Annotated in this window: 19 protein-coding genes; 7 read left to right on the top strand and 12 right to left on the bottom strand. The window is 61.1% G+C overall.

Features of this window, described 5'->3' with window-relative positions; genetic code table 11:
- A partial coding sequence (locus J4E42_RS28790; RefSeq protein WP_207286729.1) for a PLP-dependent cysteine synthase family protein occupies positions 1-781 on the bottom strand: 781 nt, incomplete at its 3' end.
- A gap of 235 nt (positions 782-1,016) precedes the next feature.
- On the opposite strand from J4E42_RS28790, the gene nhaA reads away from it, so the two are divergent.
- Positions 1,017-2,198: a Na+/H+ antiporter NhaA gene (nhaA, locus tag J4E42_RS28785; protein WP_207286728.1), complete on the top strand. Its 1,182-nt coding sequence runs from the start codon at positions 1,017-1,019 to the stop codon at positions 2,196-2,198.
- A 545-nt stretch (positions 2,199-2,743) separates the two neighbouring features.
- Here nhaA and J4E42_RS28780 read toward each other — a convergent pair.
- Positions 2,744-3,208: a glycine zipper 2TM domain-containing protein gene (locus J4E42_RS28780; protein WP_008040841.1), complete on the bottom strand. Its 465-nt coding sequence runs from the start codon at positions 3,206-3,208 to the stop codon at positions 2,744-2,746.
- A gap of 168 nt (positions 3,209-3,376) precedes the next feature.
- Between J4E42_RS28780 and J4E42_RS28775 the strand changes: the two genes are divergently transcribed.
- Complete coding sequence (locus J4E42_RS28775) at positions 3,377-3,613, top strand: hypothetical protein (RefSeq protein WP_008040840.1); 237 nt, start codon at positions 3,377-3,379, stop codon at positions 3,611-3,613.
- Positions 3,614-3,618: 5 nt separating this feature from the next.
- Here the strand turns inward: J4E42_RS28775 and pdxH are convergent, their stop codons facing one another.
- The 5 genes from pdxH to dinG all read right to left on the bottom strand — a co-directional run bounded on the left by pdxH (position 3,619) and on the right by dinG (position 11,520).
- Positions 3,619-4,266 carry a pyridoxamine 5'-phosphate oxidase gene (pdxH, locus tag J4E42_RS28770; RefSeq protein ID WP_192228636.1) on the bottom strand — a complete coding sequence of 216 codons (648 nt, stop codon included), beginning with the start codon at positions 4,264-4,266 and terminating at the stop codon, positions 3,619-3,621.
- 24 nt (positions 4,267-4,290) lie between these two features.
- Entirely contained in the window at positions 4,291-5,280 is a 990-nt protein-coding gene (locus tag J4E42_RS28765; RefSeq protein ID WP_207286727.1) for an OmpA family protein, read from the bottom strand.
- Between the two features lie 114 nt (positions 5,281-5,394).
- Complete coding sequence (locus J4E42_RS28760) at positions 5,395-6,540, bottom strand: EstA family serine hydrolase (protein WP_008040837.1); 1,146 nt, start codon at positions 6,538-6,540, stop codon at positions 5,395-5,397.
- Positions 6,541-6,769: 229 nt separating this feature from the next.
- Positions 6,770-9,280, bottom strand: coding sequence for a hypothetical protein (locus J4E42_RS28755; protein ID WP_008040835.1), 2,511 nt, complete (start codon positions 9,278-9,280; stop codon positions 6,770-6,772).
- Positions 9,281-9,375: 95 nt separating this feature from the next.
- Entirely contained in the window at positions 9,376-11,520 is a 2,145-nt protein-coding gene (gene dinG, locus J4E42_RS28750; protein WP_008031664.1) for an ATP-dependent DNA helicase DinG, read from the bottom strand.
- Between the two features lie 99 nt (positions 11,521-11,619).
- Between dinG and J4E42_RS28745 the strand changes: the two genes are divergently transcribed.
- Positions 11,620-12,084, top strand: a complete 465-nt coding sequence (locus J4E42_RS28745; RefSeq protein WP_008031665.1) for a CopD family protein — start codon at positions 11,620-11,622, stop codon at positions 12,082-12,084.
- Positions 12,085-12,213: 129 nt separating this feature from the next.
- Here the strand turns inward: J4E42_RS28745 and J4E42_RS28740 are convergent, their stop codons facing one another.
- The 4 genes from J4E42_RS28740 to J4E42_RS28725 form a co-directional block, all read right to left on the bottom strand.
- Entirely contained in the window at positions 12,214-12,972 is a 759-nt protein-coding gene (locus tag J4E42_RS28740) for a collagen-like protein (protein ID WP_008040834.1), read from the bottom strand.
- Positions 12,965-13,243, bottom strand: a complete 279-nt coding sequence (locus tag J4E42_RS28735) for a DUF1145 domain-containing protein (RefSeq protein ID WP_008031667.1) — start codon at positions 13,241-13,243, stop codon at positions 12,965-12,967. Before J4E42_RS28735 ends, J4E42_RS28740 begins: the two co-directional genes overlap by 8 nt.
- Before the next feature lie 148 nt (positions 13,244-13,391).
- Positions 13,392-14,111: an OmpA family protein gene (locus tag J4E42_RS28730; RefSeq protein ID WP_008040833.1), complete on the bottom strand. Its 720-nt coding sequence runs from the start codon at positions 14,109-14,111 to the stop codon at positions 13,392-13,394.
- 89 nt (positions 14,112-14,200) lie between these two features.
- Positions 14,201-14,896, bottom strand: a complete 696-nt coding sequence (locus J4E42_RS28725) for an OmpA family protein (protein ID WP_008040832.1) — start codon at positions 14,894-14,896, stop codon at positions 14,201-14,203.
- Positions 14,897-15,085: 189 nt separating this feature from the next.
- On the opposite strand from J4E42_RS28725, the gene J4E42_RS28720 reads away from it, so the two are divergent.
- The 4 genes from J4E42_RS28720 to J4E42_RS28705 are packed head-to-tail and all read left to right on the top strand — an operon-like array spanning position 15,086 to position 16,812.
- Entirely contained in the window at positions 15,086-15,583 is a 498-nt protein-coding gene (locus J4E42_RS28720; protein WP_008031670.1) for a DUF6231 family protein, read from the top strand.
- A 4-nt stretch (positions 15,584-15,587) separates the two neighbouring features.
- Positions 15,588-16,064 (top strand): YchJ family protein, encoded by a 477-nt coding sequence (locus J4E42_RS28715; protein WP_008040831.1) that lies wholly within the window; start codon positions 15,588-15,590, stop codon positions 16,062-16,064.
- A 47-nt stretch (positions 16,065-16,111) separates the two neighbouring features.
- Positions 16,112-16,606: an LEA type 2 family protein gene (locus J4E42_RS28710; protein ID WP_207286726.1), complete on the top strand. Its 495-nt coding sequence runs from the start codon at positions 16,112-16,114 to the stop codon at positions 16,604-16,606.
- Positions 16,603-16,812 (top strand): SEC-C metal-binding domain-containing protein, encoded by a 210-nt coding sequence (locus J4E42_RS28705; protein ID WP_007906737.1) that lies wholly within the window; start codon positions 16,603-16,605, stop codon positions 16,810-16,812. The genes J4E42_RS28710 and J4E42_RS28705 overlap by 4 nt, the downstream gene beginning before the upstream one ends.
- A 102-nt stretch (positions 16,813-16,914) precedes the next feature.
- Here the strand turns inward: J4E42_RS28705 and J4E42_RS28700 are convergent, their stop codons facing one another.
- Positions 16,915-17,463 carry a cysteine hydrolase family protein gene (locus tag J4E42_RS28700; protein WP_207286725.1) on the bottom strand — a complete coding sequence of 183 codons (549 nt, stop codon included), beginning with the start codon at positions 17,461-17,463 and terminating at the stop codon, positions 16,915-16,917.
- Positions 17,464-17,749 lie beyond the last annotated feature (286 nt).

Below are 17,749 nucleotides of genomic sequence, written 5' to 3'. Positions count from 1 at the left end.
TCGCATCAATCACCTTTGGCAGAAACGACGCCTCGACCCGTGGCCGACCAATGCCTTCGATCCGCGAACCGTGATCCAGTCGAAGACTGGCATCGCCAGTCAGGTAGTAATCAAAAAACACCGATCGCTCGGCATCGGCGCACAGCACGCGAGTGCAATGCTGGCGATAACGCACGTATCGCCCAAGGGTCGCCGTGGTGCCGCCGGTGCCGGGGCTGGAAATCAGCCAGCTCGGCTCCGGGTGCTGTTCAAAACGCATCTGATGGAAGATCGATTCGGCGATGTTGTTGTTCGCCCGCCAGTCGGTGGCGCGTTCGGCGTAGGTGAACTGATCGATAAAGTGCCCGTCGTGCTCGCGCGCCAGGCGCTCGGATTCGGCATAGATCTGCGTCGGGTCGTCCACCAGATGGCTCTTGCCACCGTAGAACTCGATCTGCGCGATCTTCTCTTTGGAGGTGGTGGCCGGCATCACGGCAATAAACGGCAGGCCGAGCAAACGGGCGAAGTACGCCTCGGAAATCGCCGTCGAACCGCTGGACGCTTCGATCACCGGCGCGCCGGGTTTAAGCCAGCCGTTACACAGCGCATAGAGGAACAACGAACGCGCCAGGCGATGTTTCAGGCTGCCGGTGGGATGGCTCGACTCATCCTTGAAATACAACTCGATGCCCGGCAACCCCGGCAGCGGCAAGGGGATCAGGTGGGTGTCGGCGCTGCGCTGGAAGTCCGCTTCGATGATCCGGATCGCTTCCCGGGCCCACTGTCGGTTGTCGCTCATGATGGTTTTCTCGTTGAGTCGGCCTTGGCACAAGGCTCAGCCCACAAGCTTAGGAAAAATCCGACATCGCGCACAGGTACAGCTGAGGTTCAATACGTCCGGCAACTGCTAGGCTCAGGTCCGTGTCGCCTTTCGTGCTGTAACGGCATATAACAAAAAAGAATATAACTTTTGTTTTAACAACTAACGGTACGGGTTAGGGTGTGCCACCTTTTTGATTATTCGATGGAGAGCGACCTTGCCTCTGCGTAGCACTTTCACGCGTTTCTTTCAGTTGGAAGCTGCCAGCGGTCTGTTGTTGATCGCCGCAGCAGCCCTGGCTTTGATCATCAACAACTCCCCGTTGTCGTGGCTCTACAGCAGCTTTCTGGACACCCCGGTGGTGGCTCAGGTCGGCGCGCTGCAAATCGCCAAACCGGCACTGCTGTGGATCAACGACGGCCTGATGGCCCTGTTCTTCCTGCTGATCGGCCTGGAAGTAAAGCGCGAAGTCCTCGACGGTCAGCTGTCGAAGCCTTCACAGGTGGTCCTGCCCGGCGCTGCGGCGATTGGCGGCATGGTCGTGCCGGCGTTGGTCTACTGGTTCTTCAACCGTGACAACCCCGCTGCGCTCGGTGGCTGGGCCATTCCGATGGCGACTGACATCGCCTTCGCCCTCGGCGTCCTCGCCCTGCTGGGCAAGCGTGTGCCGGTGTCGCTGAAACTGTTCCTGATGACCCTGGCGATCATCGACGACCTCGGCGCGATCATCGTCATTGCAATCTTCTATTCCGGCGCGCTGTCGACCCTGTCCCTGGCGTTGGCCGCGGCCTGCATCGTCGCGCTGATCGCGATGAACCGGCTCGGCGTGGTCAAGCTCGGGCCGTACATGATCATCGGTTTGATCCTGTGGGTGTGCGTACTCAAAAGCGGTGTCCACGCCACGCTGGCCGGCGTAACCCTGGCCTTCTGCGTCCCGTTGCGCACCAAAAACGCCGAGCCGTCGCCGCTGCTGACGCTGGAACACGCCCTGCACCCGTGGGTGGCCTACGGCATCCTGCCGCTGTTCGCCTTCGCCAACGCCGGCCTGTCCCTGAGCGGCGTGACCGCCGAAAGCTTCACCCATCACGTGCCGATGGGCATCGCAATCGGCCTGCTGCTGGGCAAGACGCTTGGTGTGTTCGGCCTGACCTGGCTCGCGGTAAAAACCGGCATCGCCGCCCTGCCCCAAGGCGCCAATTGGGGCCAGGTGCTGGGGGTTGCGATCCTCTGCGGGATTGGTTTCACCATGAGCTTGTTTGTCGGTTCCCTGGCGTTTGAACCGGGCGTCAGTGAGTACGCCGGGATGGACCGGATGGGGATTTTGACCGGGTCGATATTGGCAGCGTTGATTGGATATGCGGTGACGGCGGCGGCGAGTCGCAAGCAAGGCGAGCGCTAATCCTGAATGGTTGTGGTGGCATCGCTCGCACATTAACCCTGTAGGAGCCGGCTTGCTGGCGATGGCGGTGGCGGTGGCGGTGGGTCAATCAACCTGTTTATTGACTGGACGGACGCCATCGCCGGCAAGCCGGCTCCTACAGGAAATCGCCGTACGCTTTTGATTTTCACCACTCATCAGGTCGAGCGTTAGCTCGCCTTCCGCTTTTGATCTGAGCGCCCCCTCGAGAGGCCGAGTGGAGGTTCTGCGCAGTGGGCAACCCGGCATGGATGCCGGGTTAGCCGCGCACGGCCAGGGATGGCCGATCGCGGTGGGCCCACGGAGCAGGACCGGAGCGAGGGCATGCCGAGCCTAGGCGAGGTACCGAACGAAAGGGGCAAAAGCGCTTGGTTACTTGGCGCTTCTCCAAGTGACCCGCTGTAAAAGCGGAACCAATAGCAACCGTTACCGCAGAAACGGATATCCCCCCAATCCAAAACCCCGCCTCAAAAAAAAACCCCAACCAGCTCACGCTGATCGGGGTTTTCTTTTACCCGCGTTCCCGCTTAGTGCGTAACGCGGCTCGTACCATCTACAGTAGCAATCCGCACCCGCTCACCCACACGGAACACTTCGTTTTCCTGAACCTGCTGCACATAGGCACGCATGCTGCCGTCGTCTTCACGAACAGTGATTTCCACACCTTGGGTGCGGGTCAGGCCTTCCTCAGTGGCCGAGCCGATCAGCCCGCCAGCCACGGCGCCGATAACTGCAGCAACGATGCTGCCTTTACCACCGCCGATGCTGCTGCCGCCAACACCACCGACCGCCGCGCCGGCGAGGCCGCCGATCGGGGTCTTGGTGCCTTCGATTTTCACCGGACGCAGGGATTCGATGGTGCCCATGCGAACGGTCTGCACACGACGCGCTTCGTCACGGGAGTAGGAGTCACCGGTCAGGCTCGATTGGCAGCCAGTGAGCAACATCGCCATCGTGGAAAAGGAAGCAACAAGCAGAACAGACTTACGCATGGCATCACCTCCAAAGGACATGTAACCATTAAACTCCGCAGCTTGACGCGTGTCACGACGTCGCCCCGATAACATTGGTTTGATTCAGGCCCGGTACAGGGACCTCCACGAACTCATCAAACATTAGCGGCAAATGACGAGATCTGCGCCGCTGCCCCAAGGATTTTCATGGATTACTTCATCATTGTCGTCACCACTGTCGCCGGCCTGTACTTCCATGGGTGGTTGTACGTACGGATAAAACGCTGGATGGACCGCGATATGGCGCTAGCCCTGGCGGGGAGCGATGAGCAGAAAAGAGCCTACATGCTCCAGCAACTGGCGAACGCTCAAGCGCAGAAGATCAAGCGTCGGGACCTGCCTCAGTGGCTGGAGGCCGCTGCGGCAGGTTATCCCGGTCGGTAGACTGCTCAGGGCGCCAGACGTTCAAGAATCCAGTCGGCGCCTTGTAAACGATAGTTCAGGCGATCGTGCAGGCGGCTCGAACGGCCCTGCCAGAATTCGATGCGCTCAGGCAGCAGACGATAACCGCCCCAGTGCTCAGGGCAATGAGGCTGCGTATCGCTGAAACGTTGCTCGGTATTCTTGAGCAACGCTTCCAGTTCGGCACGATCGGCGATCACGCGGCTTTGCGGTGAAGCCCAGGCACCAAGGCGACTGCCCAGCGGCCGGACCTGGAAGTAGGCATCGGATTCCTCAGGCGTGACCTTCACCACCCGACCTTCTACACGAACCTGACGCTCGAGGGCCGGCCAGAAAAACGTCATGGCCGCGAACGGGTTCGCGGCCAGATGCTGGCCCTTGGCGCTGTCGTAGTTGGTGAAGAAGGTGAAGCCCTGCGCGTCCAGGCCTTTGAGCAGCAAAATGCGGCAATGCGGCCGACCGTCCTGGTCGACGGTGGCCAGGGTCATGGCGTTGGCTTCCACCGGCGGCTGCTCGGTTTTCACCGCGTCGGCAAACCACTGATGGAACAGCGCGAACGGCTCGGCCGGGGCTTGCGCCTCGGTCAGGCCGTCTCGGGTGTAGTCGCGACGCATATCAGCCAGGCCCTGGGTCATGGCGCATTCCTTTTGGTTAACGAATCACTTTTTCACAGGATCGGCGACAACGACTTTTTTGTCAGCTGCCGCGGCTTTGGCCGGCGTGGTCTTTTTGGCCGGCGTCGCGGTTTTAGCCGGAGCCTTCTTGGCGGCGGCTTTCTTGGCCGGCGCTTTTTTCGTGGCAGGTACAGCGGCTTTCTTCGCGGTCGGTGCCGGGGTGACCGGCTTGGCCACTGGCTTGACGTCCTGTGCAGCGACCAGTTTCACCGGTGCAGGGGCTGGCATGTTGTACTTGCTCAACAGCGCAACCATGGTGTTTTGCGGAGTCACCAGCAGTTCGACGCGACGGTTCAAGGCACGGCCTTCAACGCTGTCGTTAGCCGCACGCGGGGCTTCACCACCCATGCCGCGCAGCATCAGGCGATCACGCTGCAGACCGCTGAGGCGGAAAATCGCCGCCACGGCTTGTGCGCGTTCCTGGCTCAGTTTCACGTTGGCCGGTGCGGCGCCCGAGGTGTCGCTGTGACCCAATACCAGCACGGCGGTCTTCGGATCGACTTCAAGGATTTTCGCCACGCGAGTGAACGGGCCGAGAGTCACCGGCAACAACATGGCCGGACGGTCGGGGTTGAACGAACCTTCTACTGGCGCGGTGACCACCAGCACGTTTTCACGGCGCTCGAGTTGCAGGTTACTGTCCTTGATCGCGGTGCGCAGGCGCGGTTCGTAATCGTCGAGCCAGGCCTGAGTGACTTTAGGGTCAGGCATCGGCACGACTTTGGCCGTGCTCTGCTCTTTGCCGCCGAACGGCCACCACCATTTACCACCGGTGTCGGCTTCAGCCTTGGCAGCCGGGGCCACCTCGGCAGGCTTCACAGGTGCCGGCGCGGGAGCCGGCTCTTTCGCCGCGACTTTGTCGGAGGAACCGAACGGCCACCAGCTGCTGCCATCCGAATCATTTTTTGGTGTCTGCGCACAACCGGTAACAGCGACACACAGGGCCAAAGCGAGGGTGGTTTTATTGAGTGACATTGGAAATCCACAAAAAAGAAGTCATAAAAATTCAGGCCGGCATGACCCGGATAAACAGACGGTTGGAAAACATAAAGGCCTTCGGGTTCCGGCCCTGGAACCCTTCAGCGCGTTTTACAGACAAGTGGCCAGTACCCGCGCGAGCTTTTGCGCGCGCGGATCCATCAAGACGTAAGGCCCCAGTGTATTTGTCACAAAACCGAAGGCGACATCGTATTCAGGGTCAGCAAAACCGATGGAGCCGCCAGCGCCCGGGTGACCGAACGCACGTGGGCCGAGGCCGTAGGTGGCGTTCGGGACATCCGGTTGATCGAGCATGCAACCCAGGCCGAAACGGGTCCGGGTCAGTAAAGTCTTGTCTTCGCCGAGGCTGTGTTCGCGGGTCAGCTCATCGAGCATCTCGCTTTCCAGCAGGCTGCCGTCGAGCAGCCCGGCATAGAACCCGGCCAGGCTGCGGGCATTGCCGTGGCCGTTGGCCGCCGGTTGTTGCATGCGCCGCCATTCCGGTTTGTTGGTGCTGGTCAGGACCGACGGCGGGTTAGTAAAGGCCCGCGTGGTCATGGCCGTCGGTTCGCGCATCGTCACTTGCAGCAGGCGCTGGGCCGCGGCATCGCCGACGTTGCCCTTGCCACGGGCGATGTGCGCCACGCGATGGAATTCTTCATCCGCCAGGCCGACGTGAAAATCCAGGCCCAACGGTTTGGCCACGCGGGCCACAATGGACTCGCCCGGCCCACGCCCGTCGGCACGGCGCAGCAACTCGCCGACCAGCCAGCCATAGGTGATCGCGGCATAACCGTGACCGGTGCCCGGCGTCCACCAAGGCGATTCGGCGGCCAGCGCATCGACCATGGTTTGCCAGTCGTAAAGTGCTTCCGGGGCCAGCAACTCGCGCAACGCCGGCAGACCGGCCTGGTGGCAGAGCAGTTGACGCAGGGTGACGGATTCCTTGCCGGCGGCAGCGAATTCGGGCCAATAGCGGGCAACCGGGGCATCCAGTTGCAGTTTGCCTTCGGCGACCAGTTGCAGGGCGGTGACGGCGGTGAAGGTCTTGGTGCAGGAAAACAGGTTGGCGATAGTGTCGCTGTGCCAGGCCTCATGGCCATCCTTGTCGGCGGTGCCGGACCAGAGGTCGAGAACGGTTTCGCCGCCAACCTGGATGCACAGCGCTGCGCCACGCTCCTGAGGATCGTCGAACAACGCCGCGAACGCTTCGCGAACCGCTTCGAACTTAAGCTCGTAATGACCCTGAATCTGCACCCGCTACTCCCTCGGACAAACGTTCTACAAAGTGGCCGGCATTGTTCCAGCCATTGATGGTTTTGGGAACAGGGTTGGGCCGGGCGGTCGGATTGCCGATCTATTGGATCTGGAATTCATGGTGTTTTTGAGGACGCCTTCGCGGGCAAGCCTCGCTCCTACAGGAGCACCACCGAACCTGTAGGAGCGAGGCTTGCCCGCGAAGAACGATAACGCGGTAGATCAGGCCTTAATGACCATTCCCCGAATGCCCACCCGCCTGCCCGGCGCCCTTCCCCGGGCCCTTGCCGGCTTCAGCTTTTCGCCCGCCTTCGGCATCGTGGCTGGCTTTATCCGCTTCAGCCTTGGCCTTCTCGGCCTCTTTGCCCAACTGATCAACGGCCGCCAGGTTGCTCTTGCGCACGCTGTCGACGAAGCCCTGAAACGGCAGATCGGTAATGCCGACCAAACCAAAGTGCCCGTTTTCACCGTCCAGCAGACGACCGGTCACCGGTTGATCGAGGTACTGGAACCAGTGCACGCCGACAATCGACGGCTCGCTCAGTGCCTGTTTCAGGAAGTTGGCGTAAGCCGGGCCACGGTCTTCTTCCTTCGCCAGTTGCGTCACGCCGCCCCAGAACGGGCCGCGATCGGCCGAGCCGAAGTTGAATTCGGTGATCAGCACCGGTTTGTCCAGGCTGCGCAATTTGGCGAAGTCGTAGCCGTCCTGCGGTTGCAGGGTGTACATGTTGAAGCTCAGCACATCGCAATACTGCGCACAGGATTCCACGGCTTCCGGGGTGCTGATGGCGAAACGGCCGCCCAGCAGCAGCTGATTCGGTGCGTGCCACTTGAGCGAGTCGGAAATGGTTTTGAAGTACGTGTCAGCGAAGACCTTCTGGAAGTATTTGAAGTCGGCTTCGATTTCCGGGTACTCGGCGCTCGGCAGCGGCGGCACGAAGCCCGGGTCTTCCATCAATTCCCAGGCCGGCAAGTCGATGCCCCAGGCTTTGGACAGGCCTGCCTGATTGCGGTACTTGTCGCGCAATTGCTTGAGGAACGCGCGCTTGGCCGGCACGTCAGTGGTCATTTTCAAGGTGCCGTAGGCCAGCGCGTAGCGGGCTTTCGGGTCGTCACCGGGACCGGCCCAGGCCAGTTCGTTGTCGGCGAAGTAACCGATCAGCCAAGGGTCGTCGCGATGATCGCGGGCGGCGATGGCCACGGCGCGCTCGGTGGCCATGGCGAAACGCGGGTCGAACGGGTCAGGCATGCCGCCCCACCAGTCGGTGCCGGTGCTGATGCTGGCGTAATCGCCGACGATCGACAGCGGCAAGGTGTAGGGCACGCGGTCCGCGTTGCCCAGCTCCGGGGCGCTCCAGTTGCCGATGGTGTTGAAGCCCCAGGCTTGCAGGCGATCCAGGGTGTGGCTGGCCCAGCGTTGCTCATCAATCACGGCGGTGCAAGGTTCGGCGGGTTTCTGCTCGACCGCTTTCGCGACGGTCGCGTCCTCTGCGCCGGCCTTGGCGGCTTCGGCAACACCGGCTTCGGCCGTGGAAGGAACGACGGGTTGTTCAGCGGTCTTCTCGACCGTCGCCTCAACCGCGTCGGCCTTGGCCGCTTCGGCAACACCGGCCTTGGTGTCGCTGCCCGGTGTGCAAGGGGCGCCATACAGACGTTGCAGGTTCGCGCCATAGAAATCGTACCAGCGCCCGGCGTTGTAGCCTCGGCCCTGATCGACGCCATTGCCACCCCGGTTGTCGCCTTCGCCAAAGTGACTGGCCAGCGGTTCCTCGGGTTTAGGCAGCGATTCGAACATCCACTCGCGACCGGCGATGTAAGTCTGGTTGACGTCCGGCGCAACGGTGTTGACCCCGAGCGAATAAAACGGATGGCCTTCCGGGGTCACCAGATACCAGCGACCGTCACGTTTCTCGCTGCGGAAAAAACCGCTGGCCTTGAACGTCGGGCCTTTTATCCAGCCACCGAACTTGTCCAGCGACGACTTCTCGCGCTCGGCCAGCCAGGTTTTGGTTTGTTGCTGTTCCTTGGCGGCGGCGCTTTTCAGTTGCTCGTCGCTGCTGACCTTCTCCGGCCATTTGGTCCGGGTCGACTGACCGAAAGCGTCCACCAGGCCGCCATAAACGGCTTGGGTGACCGCCTCGCCTTCCTGCACTCCAAAGCGTTCCAGCAGGATACTTTGCGCGACTTTCGGCTGATCCATCGACAACGTCACCGACACCACCTGGCTGCGATCCAGCTCACCGGCGCTGCTGGCCAACAGGATGCGTTGACCGTCGACAGTCATCGGCATCGGCGGACCGGCCTTCATGCCCAGGCTCAGCGGCGAGCTCGGCTGCAACGGCACCAGCAGCGTCTGCGCAGGGCCGGCCGGCAGATCGACGCGGCTGATCAGCGTCTTGCCGTCGTTGCTCTGGATTTTCACGTAAAGGGTCACGGCCCAGTCCATTGCGCTTTGAATACGCAGGCTCATCACACCGGACTGCGACCAGTCCCAGGCCCCGGTTTGCGGGGTCAGGCGCAGGGTTGGCTGGGCCACCGGGTTGAACGTCACCCGGCGCAGCACTTCGCCTTCGGCCGTTTGCTCTGCATTGGATTGCGGCAGGCTGGCGTCCTGAGTCGCCACCTGGACCACGTCGGCGGGGCGCACAAAGTTGAACAGCGTCTGCTGGCCTGCGGGAGCGGCGAGCAAAGGCGTGGTGAACAACAAGGCAAAAACAGCAGGCAACGAACGGCGAATCATGAGAACGAAAATCTCCCTAACGACCAACAATGGCCAGTGGAAAAGCGATGGCAGAGAGATAGACAACGCGGCGGGCAGATTTGCCCACCGTCGTATCAGGAAATTTCTCGACGGAATGGCGGTAACGCATTGAGGATCGCTTTGCCGTAACGCTGGGTGACCAGGCGCCGGTCGAGCAAGGTGATGGTGCCGCGGTCCTCTTCGGTTCGCAGCAAGCGACCGCAGGCCTGGACCAGTTTCAGCGAGGCGTCCGGCACGGAGATTTCCATGAACGGATTGCCGCCCCGCGCTTCGATCCACTCGGCCAGTGCCGCTTCGACCGGATCATCGGGCACCGAGAATGGAATCTTCGCGATCACCACGTGCTCGCAGTACGCACCGGGCAAGTCGACCCCTTCGGCGAAACTCGCCAGGCCGAACAGCACGCTGGAATCGCCGCCATCGACGCGCGCCTTGTGCTTGTTCAGGGTTTCCTGTTTCGACAGGTTGCCTTGAATGAACACTTGCTTGCGCCAGTCGCGGTCGAGACCGTCGAACACGTCCTGCATCTGTTTACGCGAGGAGAACAGCACCAGCGTGCCGCGCGAACCTTCGACCAGTTGCGGCAGGTCACGAATGATCGCCGCAGTGTGGGCCGCTGCATCACGTGGATCGGCTTTCAGGTCCGGCACCCGCAGTACGCCGGCGTCGGCGTGATGGAACGGGCTCGGGACCACGGCGGTCACGGCTTTTTTCGGCAGCCCGGCACGCATGCGGAAGCGGTCGAAGGTGCCGAGTGCGGTCAGGGTCGCCGAAGTCACCAGCGCGCCGTAAGCCACGTTCCACAGGTTGCGCCGGAGCATTTCCGCCGCGAGGATCGGGCTGGCGTTGACTTCGATGTCGAACAGCGAGCCGCTTTCGGCCAGGGTCAGCCAGCGCGCCATGGGCGGGTTGTCTTCCGGGTCTTCGGCGGTAAATGCAACCCACAACTCCCAGTTGCCCGAAGAGCGCGACAACAGGCTGCCGAACAGCGGATACCACTCTTCGGCCTGGTTGCTGGCGATGCCGATGTTGACCTCGCCGTCCATGCCTTCCTTGAGCAACTCGGTGAGTCGGGTGAACAGGTCGGTGAGACGGGCAAAACCCTTTTTCAGCTCGATGCCCATTTCGCGCATGTGCTCGGGAATCACCCCGCCGACGAAGCGGTGACGTGGCCGTTCGCGACCTTCGACGTCTTCGCCGGGTTTGAAATCGGCAGCCTGTTCGCAGGCGGTAAACATGAATTGCTGCTGGGTCTTGATCTCGCGGGCCAGCTCCGGCACCTGTTCGATCAACTTGCCCAGGTCGCCCGGCAGCGGATGCTGGGCGAGCAATTTGGTGAGGTTCTTCGCGGTGGTTTCCAGCCAGTCGGCGGTGGAGCGCAGGCGCGTGTAATGGGCGAAGTGGCCGATGGCCTTGTCCGGCAGGTGGTGACCTTCGTCGAACACGTAGATGGTGTCGCGCGGATCGGGCAAAACGGCACCGCCGCCAAGGGCCAGGTCCGCCAAAACCATGTCGTGGTTGGTGACGATCACGTCCACCTTGCCCATGCCTTCGCGGGCCTTGTAGAAGGCGCACTGGCCGAAGTTCGGGCAATGGCGGTTGGTGCACTGGCTGTGATCGGTGGTCAGGCGCGCCCAATCGGCGTCTTCCAGGGCGGTGGACCAACTGTCGCGGTCGCCGTCCCACTTATTGCCGGCGAGCTTCTCGATCATGCTGGTGAACAGCTTCTGACTGGCCTCATCGACCTCGATCTTGAAGCCTTCTTCTTCGAACAGCTGCGCGGTAGCGGTTTGTGCGTGACCTTCCTGCAGCAACATGTCGAGCTTGGACAGGCACATGTAGCGCCCCCGGCCCTTGGCCAGGGCAAAGCTGAAATTCAGCCCGCTGTTGCGCATCAGGTCGGGCAGATCCTTGTAGACGATCTGTTCTTGCAGGGCCACGGTGGCCGTGGCGATCACCAGGCGTTTGCCGGCGGCTTTCGCAGTCGGGATCGCCGCCAGGCTATAGGCCACGGTCTTGCCGGTACCGGTGCCGGCTTCCACCGCGACAATCGCGGGGTCGCCACTGCGCCGGCCTTCGTCGTCGGTGTCGATGTCACCGAGGACCTTGGCAATTTCAGCGATCATCAGGCGTTGGCCGTAGCGCGGCTTGAGGCTCTTGGCTTCGAGAAAACGCGAGTAGGCGCCCTGGATCGTGGTTTTGAGTTCAGTGCTGATCATGGATTGTCGGGCGCAAAAAACGCTGGATAAATTTTCAGTGGTTCGGTTCGGCGGCTATCATACCGCGCTAATTAATCCCGCGCAGAACGGAGTACCCCAATGACACCTTTTGGCATCGTTTACACCCTGCATGTCCTGTCCGCCCTGGTGTGGGTCGGCGGCATGTTTTTCGCCTGGATGGTCTTGCGTCCGGCCGCGATGAAGGCGCTGGAAGGCCCGGCCCGGTTGAAGCTGTGGGTAGAAGTGTTTCAAGGTTTTTTCCGCTGGGTCTGGATCGCGGTGGTGCTGTTGCCGGTCAGCGGTGTCGGCATGATTCATTTGCAGTACAGCGGTTTCGAGGCCGCGCCACGGTATGTGCAGGTGATGATGGGCTTGTTCGTGGTGATGACCGCGCTGTTTATCCGGATTCAGGCGTTGCTGTTGCCGGAATTGCGCACGGCGGTGACGGCGCAGGATTGGCCGACGGGGGCTGCGGTGCTGGGGAGGATTCGCCGGTTGGTGGGGATTAATTTGATTGTGGGGTTGGTGCTGGTGGCCATCGCCTCGGCTCGGCCGATGTTCTAAAAGCTAAAAGCTTCGCGGGCAAGTCGGATCGCCGCATCGCTCGCTCCTACAATGGACAGCGTGATCCCTGTAGGAGCGAGGCTTGCCCGCGAAGGCAATCGTTCAGACGACGAAATTGTCCGAAACCACTTACAACCTTTGAACCGTCACCGAACCCGCCGCGCCCGCAGGCCCCGGCTGGCCGTCAACGCCTGGCTTGCCGCTCTTGCCGCCATCGGCCTTGTAGACGAAGCAACCCTTGGCCTTGCCGCCCGCCCCCGGCTTACCGCCAGGACCGGCCAGACCACCCGCGCCGCCAGCCACCTGAACCTTGATCTGCTCCGCCGGATAATCACGCGGCACTTCCAGCCTGACCAGCGCACCCGGCGCACCCGGCTGACCGTCGCTGCCATCGCTGCCATCGGCCCCGCGACCGGCCTGGCCCCAGGTGCAGCCCGGTGCCTGACCGTTGGCGCCGTCGAGGCCGACAAACCCCGGTGCACCTGCGCCGCCGCGAGCGTCAACCACCAACTGCGGTGCATTCAGTGCCTTGATCTGCACATTCAGATTGCGTCCCGAGCGGGCCGCCTTGAGGTAAGTACCCGGTGCACCGCGAGCGGTAATCTGGCTGCCTTCGGACAATTGGGCGCGGCTGACTTTCAACTCCAGCGCCGTTTCGCCGGGCACGATGGCGATCCGCGCTTCACGCCCCAGGCGCAATTCGCCGACGCTGACTTCGGTCACGTTCGAGGGAATCAGCAACGTGCCGTAATCGGCCACTTCCAGGCGTTCCAGCTGCAAGGTGCTGGCGGTATTGGGCAAGCGCATCAGCGAGTTGGTTTCGACGCTGACCACCTGGGCGCAGGCGAATGGGCTGACGAGTGCGGCGAGCAGACAGAGTTTACGCATGGGAAGCCTTCGGTACGGCAGGAGCCGGAATGGTTTGCAGGTGGAAAACACCGAAAAAGACAATCTTCAAGCGATCACGCCAAGGGTGGGCGCGGCCTCTGAGACTGCGGAAACAGAACACCGCCTCAAGAAGATGAAGGAACGCCAGCAGGCCGCCGGCCAGATTGACCAACAGGTGCAGCGGATTGACAAAGGGCATCAGCAGATTGACCAACACCACCAGCCAGAACAGCAGGGTCAACAGCTTACCCAGCCCCCAAAACACCTTCATACGCCCCCCTGTTGAGAATTATTCTTTGCACGCACAGTAACGGCTTCCACGCGGGATAAGCCAGAGGGCAACGGAAAATTCTTCATGAAGGCCGCCGAATGGCCGTCGGCGCCACTGCAATCATTGGCCGACGGCTCTATCACGGGGTTCAGCGATTGATGTGCAATTCCACGCGACGGTTTTTCGCGCGACCTTCCTCTGTTTCGTTATCGGCCACCGGTGCGCTTTCGCCCCGGCCTTCGCTGGTGAGTTTGTCCGGCGCCAGGCCCATGCCCAGCAAGTAAGCGGCCACGCTGCTGGCGCGTCGCTCCGAGAGTGCCTGGTTATAGGCGTCGTCACCCACGCTGTCGGTGTGGCCGATCACTTTGATGCTGACTACATCGGCGCTTTGCAGTTTGGGTATGAACGAGTCCAGCTGACTTTGCGCCGAGGGTGTCAGGTCGGATTTGTTGAACGCAAACAACACATCGCCCGCATCGCTCAGGGTGATGACTTCAGATTGTGCAGGTTCAGCGGGATTCACACTGGCCGGGTATTGCGGCAGCGGACAACCATGATGTTCGACCGGAGTATTGGCCGGCGTATCCGGGCAGCGATCGCGTCGATCAAAGACACCATCGCCATCTTCGTCGCCATCCTGCGCGTAGCAGATCAGGCCACCGGTCAAGATACCAAGCGCCGCTCCACCGGCCGCCCAACCGCCACTTTCGATAGCGCCCAGGCCACCACCGACCAAGCCACCGATAACGCTGCAGATCGGCCAGGTACGTTGATTGAGGGGGGCAGTGCCATCGCTGTGAGTAGCGCAACCGGTCAACAGGCTGCCAAGCAGCACAACCGGCCAGACGGTCCGTGTGAGAAGGCTCATGGTGAAAGCTCCTGTGTTACCGGCCGACGCCGGTTACACAGGAGTAAAGACCCGCATCCGTGACTGCACAAGCCACGGATGCGAGGGATCTAGCGTTGGATTTTGATTTCGGTGCGACGGTTCTGTGCACGGCCGTCGGCGGTTTTGTTATCGGCCACCGGCTGACTTTCACCGGCACCGGAAACAGACACGAAGTTACTGCGCGGCACGCCTTCCTGGATGAGGTACTCAACCACCGAGTGAGCGCGTTTATCCGACAGTTTCTGGTTGTAGCTATCACTGCCCACGCTGTCGGTATGGCCAGTAACGGTCAACTGAGCAGTAGGGGCTTCAGCTTTCAAACGAGTGGCGATCTTATCGAGCACCTGTTTGTCAGAAGGGGTGAGTGTGGCTTTGTCGAACTGGAAGTGAACATCGCGGATGACGATGGTTTCTTCCTTGACCACAACCGCCTCTTCAACCACTGGCGCAGGGACTGGTGGTGGGCAACCGTCGGCATCGACCTTCACGCCTCTAGGCGTACCCGGGCACTTGTCGCGGCTGTCCGGCACGCCATCGCCGTCTTCGTCGCCATCACCGTGAACCCAGCAATAGGCAGCGGCCGTACCGCCAACCAGCAGAGCGCCGTACCCTGCCCATGCCGAGCTCTCGGTCGCGCCGAGACCCGCACCGATTACACCGCCGACTGCCGCACAGGTCGGCCAGTCGGTTTTCTGCAAACCTGCGCAACCAGTCAACACACTGGTTAGCAGAACCAAGGGTAATGCTGTCCGAACTATGCTCATCTAGTTTTCTCCTGAGGGATCGGCTTAGAACCGATTCAGGTAGTAAAGACCCGAGCTTTAATCTCCGCCAGCAATAGGCCATTGCAGTTTTATCCAGTGTTCACGGCTGATCGATACTTTTAGCGCGACGACGCTCTATATCTGGACCTTCGGGCAGGCTAGTCTTGGCGCTCTGATTGAGGAACTTCGATGATTTCAGGTATTTCTTCGCGCACGCCCCAGCAGGCGCTGGCCGCTTTGCTGGATCGTTATGCCCCGCTCCGCCTGTTGCTGATCGGCGCGAGCGAATTCCCCGCGCTGGAAGCATTCAAGCTGGCGCACCCGGACACCTGCGTCGCCCACGCGGCGCCTGGACCGTTGCCGGCCGAACTGGCGGCGCGCCGATTTGATCTGGCGCTGGTGGTCGATTGCCTCGAACACTTGCCCAAACGCGATGGCCTGAATTTGCTCGGCGGCATCCGCAACCTCAATGCCAGTCGCATTGCGGTGCTGGCGGATTTGCCGGCCAGTGGCTGGCAGGAGACGGATTTTTTTTCCTTGGCCCTGCAAGCCAGCGAACGCTTCCAGCGCGACGAACAAGTCCTGACCTTGTTCACCTACGATCTGCTTGACTACAAACAAGTCCCCGACTGGCTCAACTCACGGTTCTGGGCCAATCCGGAAAACTTCGGGAAATACTGGTGGTAACGCAATGAGTACATCCATTTGCCCTTGCGGCAGCGGCACCCTGCTGGACGCCTGCTGCGGTCATTACCATGCCGGGCATCCGGCGCCTTGTGCCGAAGCGTTGATGCGTTCGCGCTACAGCGCTTATGTGTTGGGCCTGATCGATTACCTGGTAGCGACCACCCTGCCCGCACAGCAGTCCGGCCTCGATCGTCAGTCCATCAGCGACTGGAGCGCGCAAAGCACCTGGCTCGGCCTGGAGGTGGAAAGCTCCGAGGTGTTCGGCGGTCAACCGGAACACGCGTTCGTGACCTTTACCGCACGTTGGCACGATGGCAGCGGCGAACACAGCCACCGCGAGCGCTCGTCGTTCGTGCAGAACGCCGGCCACTGGTATTTCATTGACCCCACTGTGCCACTCAAGGCCGGACGCAACGATGCCTGCCCATGTGCCAGCGGGCAGAAATTCAAGAAGTGTTGTGCGGGTTATTTCGCCAGTTGAGGTGATTCGTGAAGGGCTAGACTGGGGATCAAGGGAGAAACACAACCATGATCAGCCGACGTCGCGTCCTGCATACGCTCACCCTGCTCCTGTTTCTCGGACTCGGCGGCTGTGCGTCCTGGTTCAGCGACGATGAACCGGAACCTGAAGTGCATCTGGTCAAGGTCGAAGTGGTCCGGGCGAAACTGATGGAGCAACGTTTCCTGTTGTTCTTTCGCGTCGACAACCCGCGCGACAGTGACCTGACGGTGCGCGGCCTCGAATACCGGATTCACCTGGGCGATATGTTGCTGACCGAAGGCGAGCACGAACACTGGTTTACGGTCGGTCCCAAGCACAGCGCATATTTCAAAGTGCCGATCCGCACCAACCTGTGGCCCAAAGTGCGGGATCTGGTGAAACTGTTGAAAAAACCCGAGCAACCTATCCCCTATCGCCTGGAAGGTGAGCTGGAAACCGGTGTGTTCATCGCGCACTACGTGCACGTGGCGCGCAAAGGCGTGATAATCCCCGCCGATTTAATTCCGGAGCACACCCGATGACCCAGCAACCCCACGTCCATGGCCCTGACTGCAACCACGATCATGACCATCACGACCACCATGATCACGACCATGGCCATGTCCACGGCCCGAACTGCGGCCACGCTCACCAGGAGCCGGTGCGCAACGCCCTGAAGGACGTCGGCCGCAACGACCCTTGCCCATGCGGCAACGGCAAGAAATTCAAGAAGTGCCACGGCGCTTGATGGGTTAACCCCATTCCCTTGTAGGAGCCAGCTTGCTGGCGATCGGATCGACGCGGTGTTTCAGGTAGACCGCGTTATCGTTTATCGCCAGCAAGCTGGCTCCTACAGGATTTGTGCTGTGTTTACGACCGTGGCGTATTCGCCGTGCAGATTGCCCAGCGACATCGCATGCACCTCTTCAGCTGAATGCGCATTGCCGAAATAATCCGCCTTGTCGAACGTAAAGCACGCATCCTCCGCCACCCACGTATCAAACCCCAGGTTACCGGCCGTTCGCGCCGAGGACTCCACCGAGTTGTGGGTCGCGACGCCCACGATGACCAACTGATCGATCCCCGCCTCGCGCAAACTTGCCTCCAGCGCCGTCGCACAAAACGCATCCGGCACCTGTTTCTGAATCAGTTGCTCACCGGCCAATGGCTGGAACCGCTCCTGAAACTCTACGCCCGATTGCTGCGGCCAGAACACTGAGTCCGGTGAACGGGACAGGTGCTGTACGTGGATCACCGGCCGCCCGGTTCGCCGCCAGAGCCCCAGCAAATCCAGGATCCGCGCCTCGGCCTGAGGATTATTTCGCCGGCCAAGCCTTGGCTCCAAAATGCCTTTTTGTTGATCGATGATGATCAGTGCTGCGTTGGTCTTGAGCTCCATGCTGACTTTTCTCACGCGAGGTTATTGAGTTTCACGCACTTGAGCATCACCGTCTCCTACAGGCAAGTCCTCGATCGCAAACGGGACGACCTGATGCTCGCGGTTGCTGTCTGAACTTCACGACGCAGCTACGAATACAGCAAGGTGAATTCGGCTAAGGCTTGAGAGTGATCGATTGGGTGTATATCCGGTTCTTCGGTAACGGCTGCTATTGGTTTCGCCCTTACGGCGAGTCACTTGGAAAAGCCCCAAGTAACCAAGGGCTCTTGCCCCTTTCGTTCGGTGG

Source organism: Pseudomonas sp. FW300-N2A2, from assembly GCF_017351735.1.
Taxonomy (GTDB): domain Bacteria; phylum Pseudomonadota; class Gammaproteobacteria; order Pseudomonadales; family Pseudomonadaceae; genus Aquipseudomonas; species Aquipseudomonas migulae.
The sequence above is the reverse complement of the archived record's forward strand: the minus strand, read 5'-3'. Positions and strand labels throughout refer to the sequence as shown.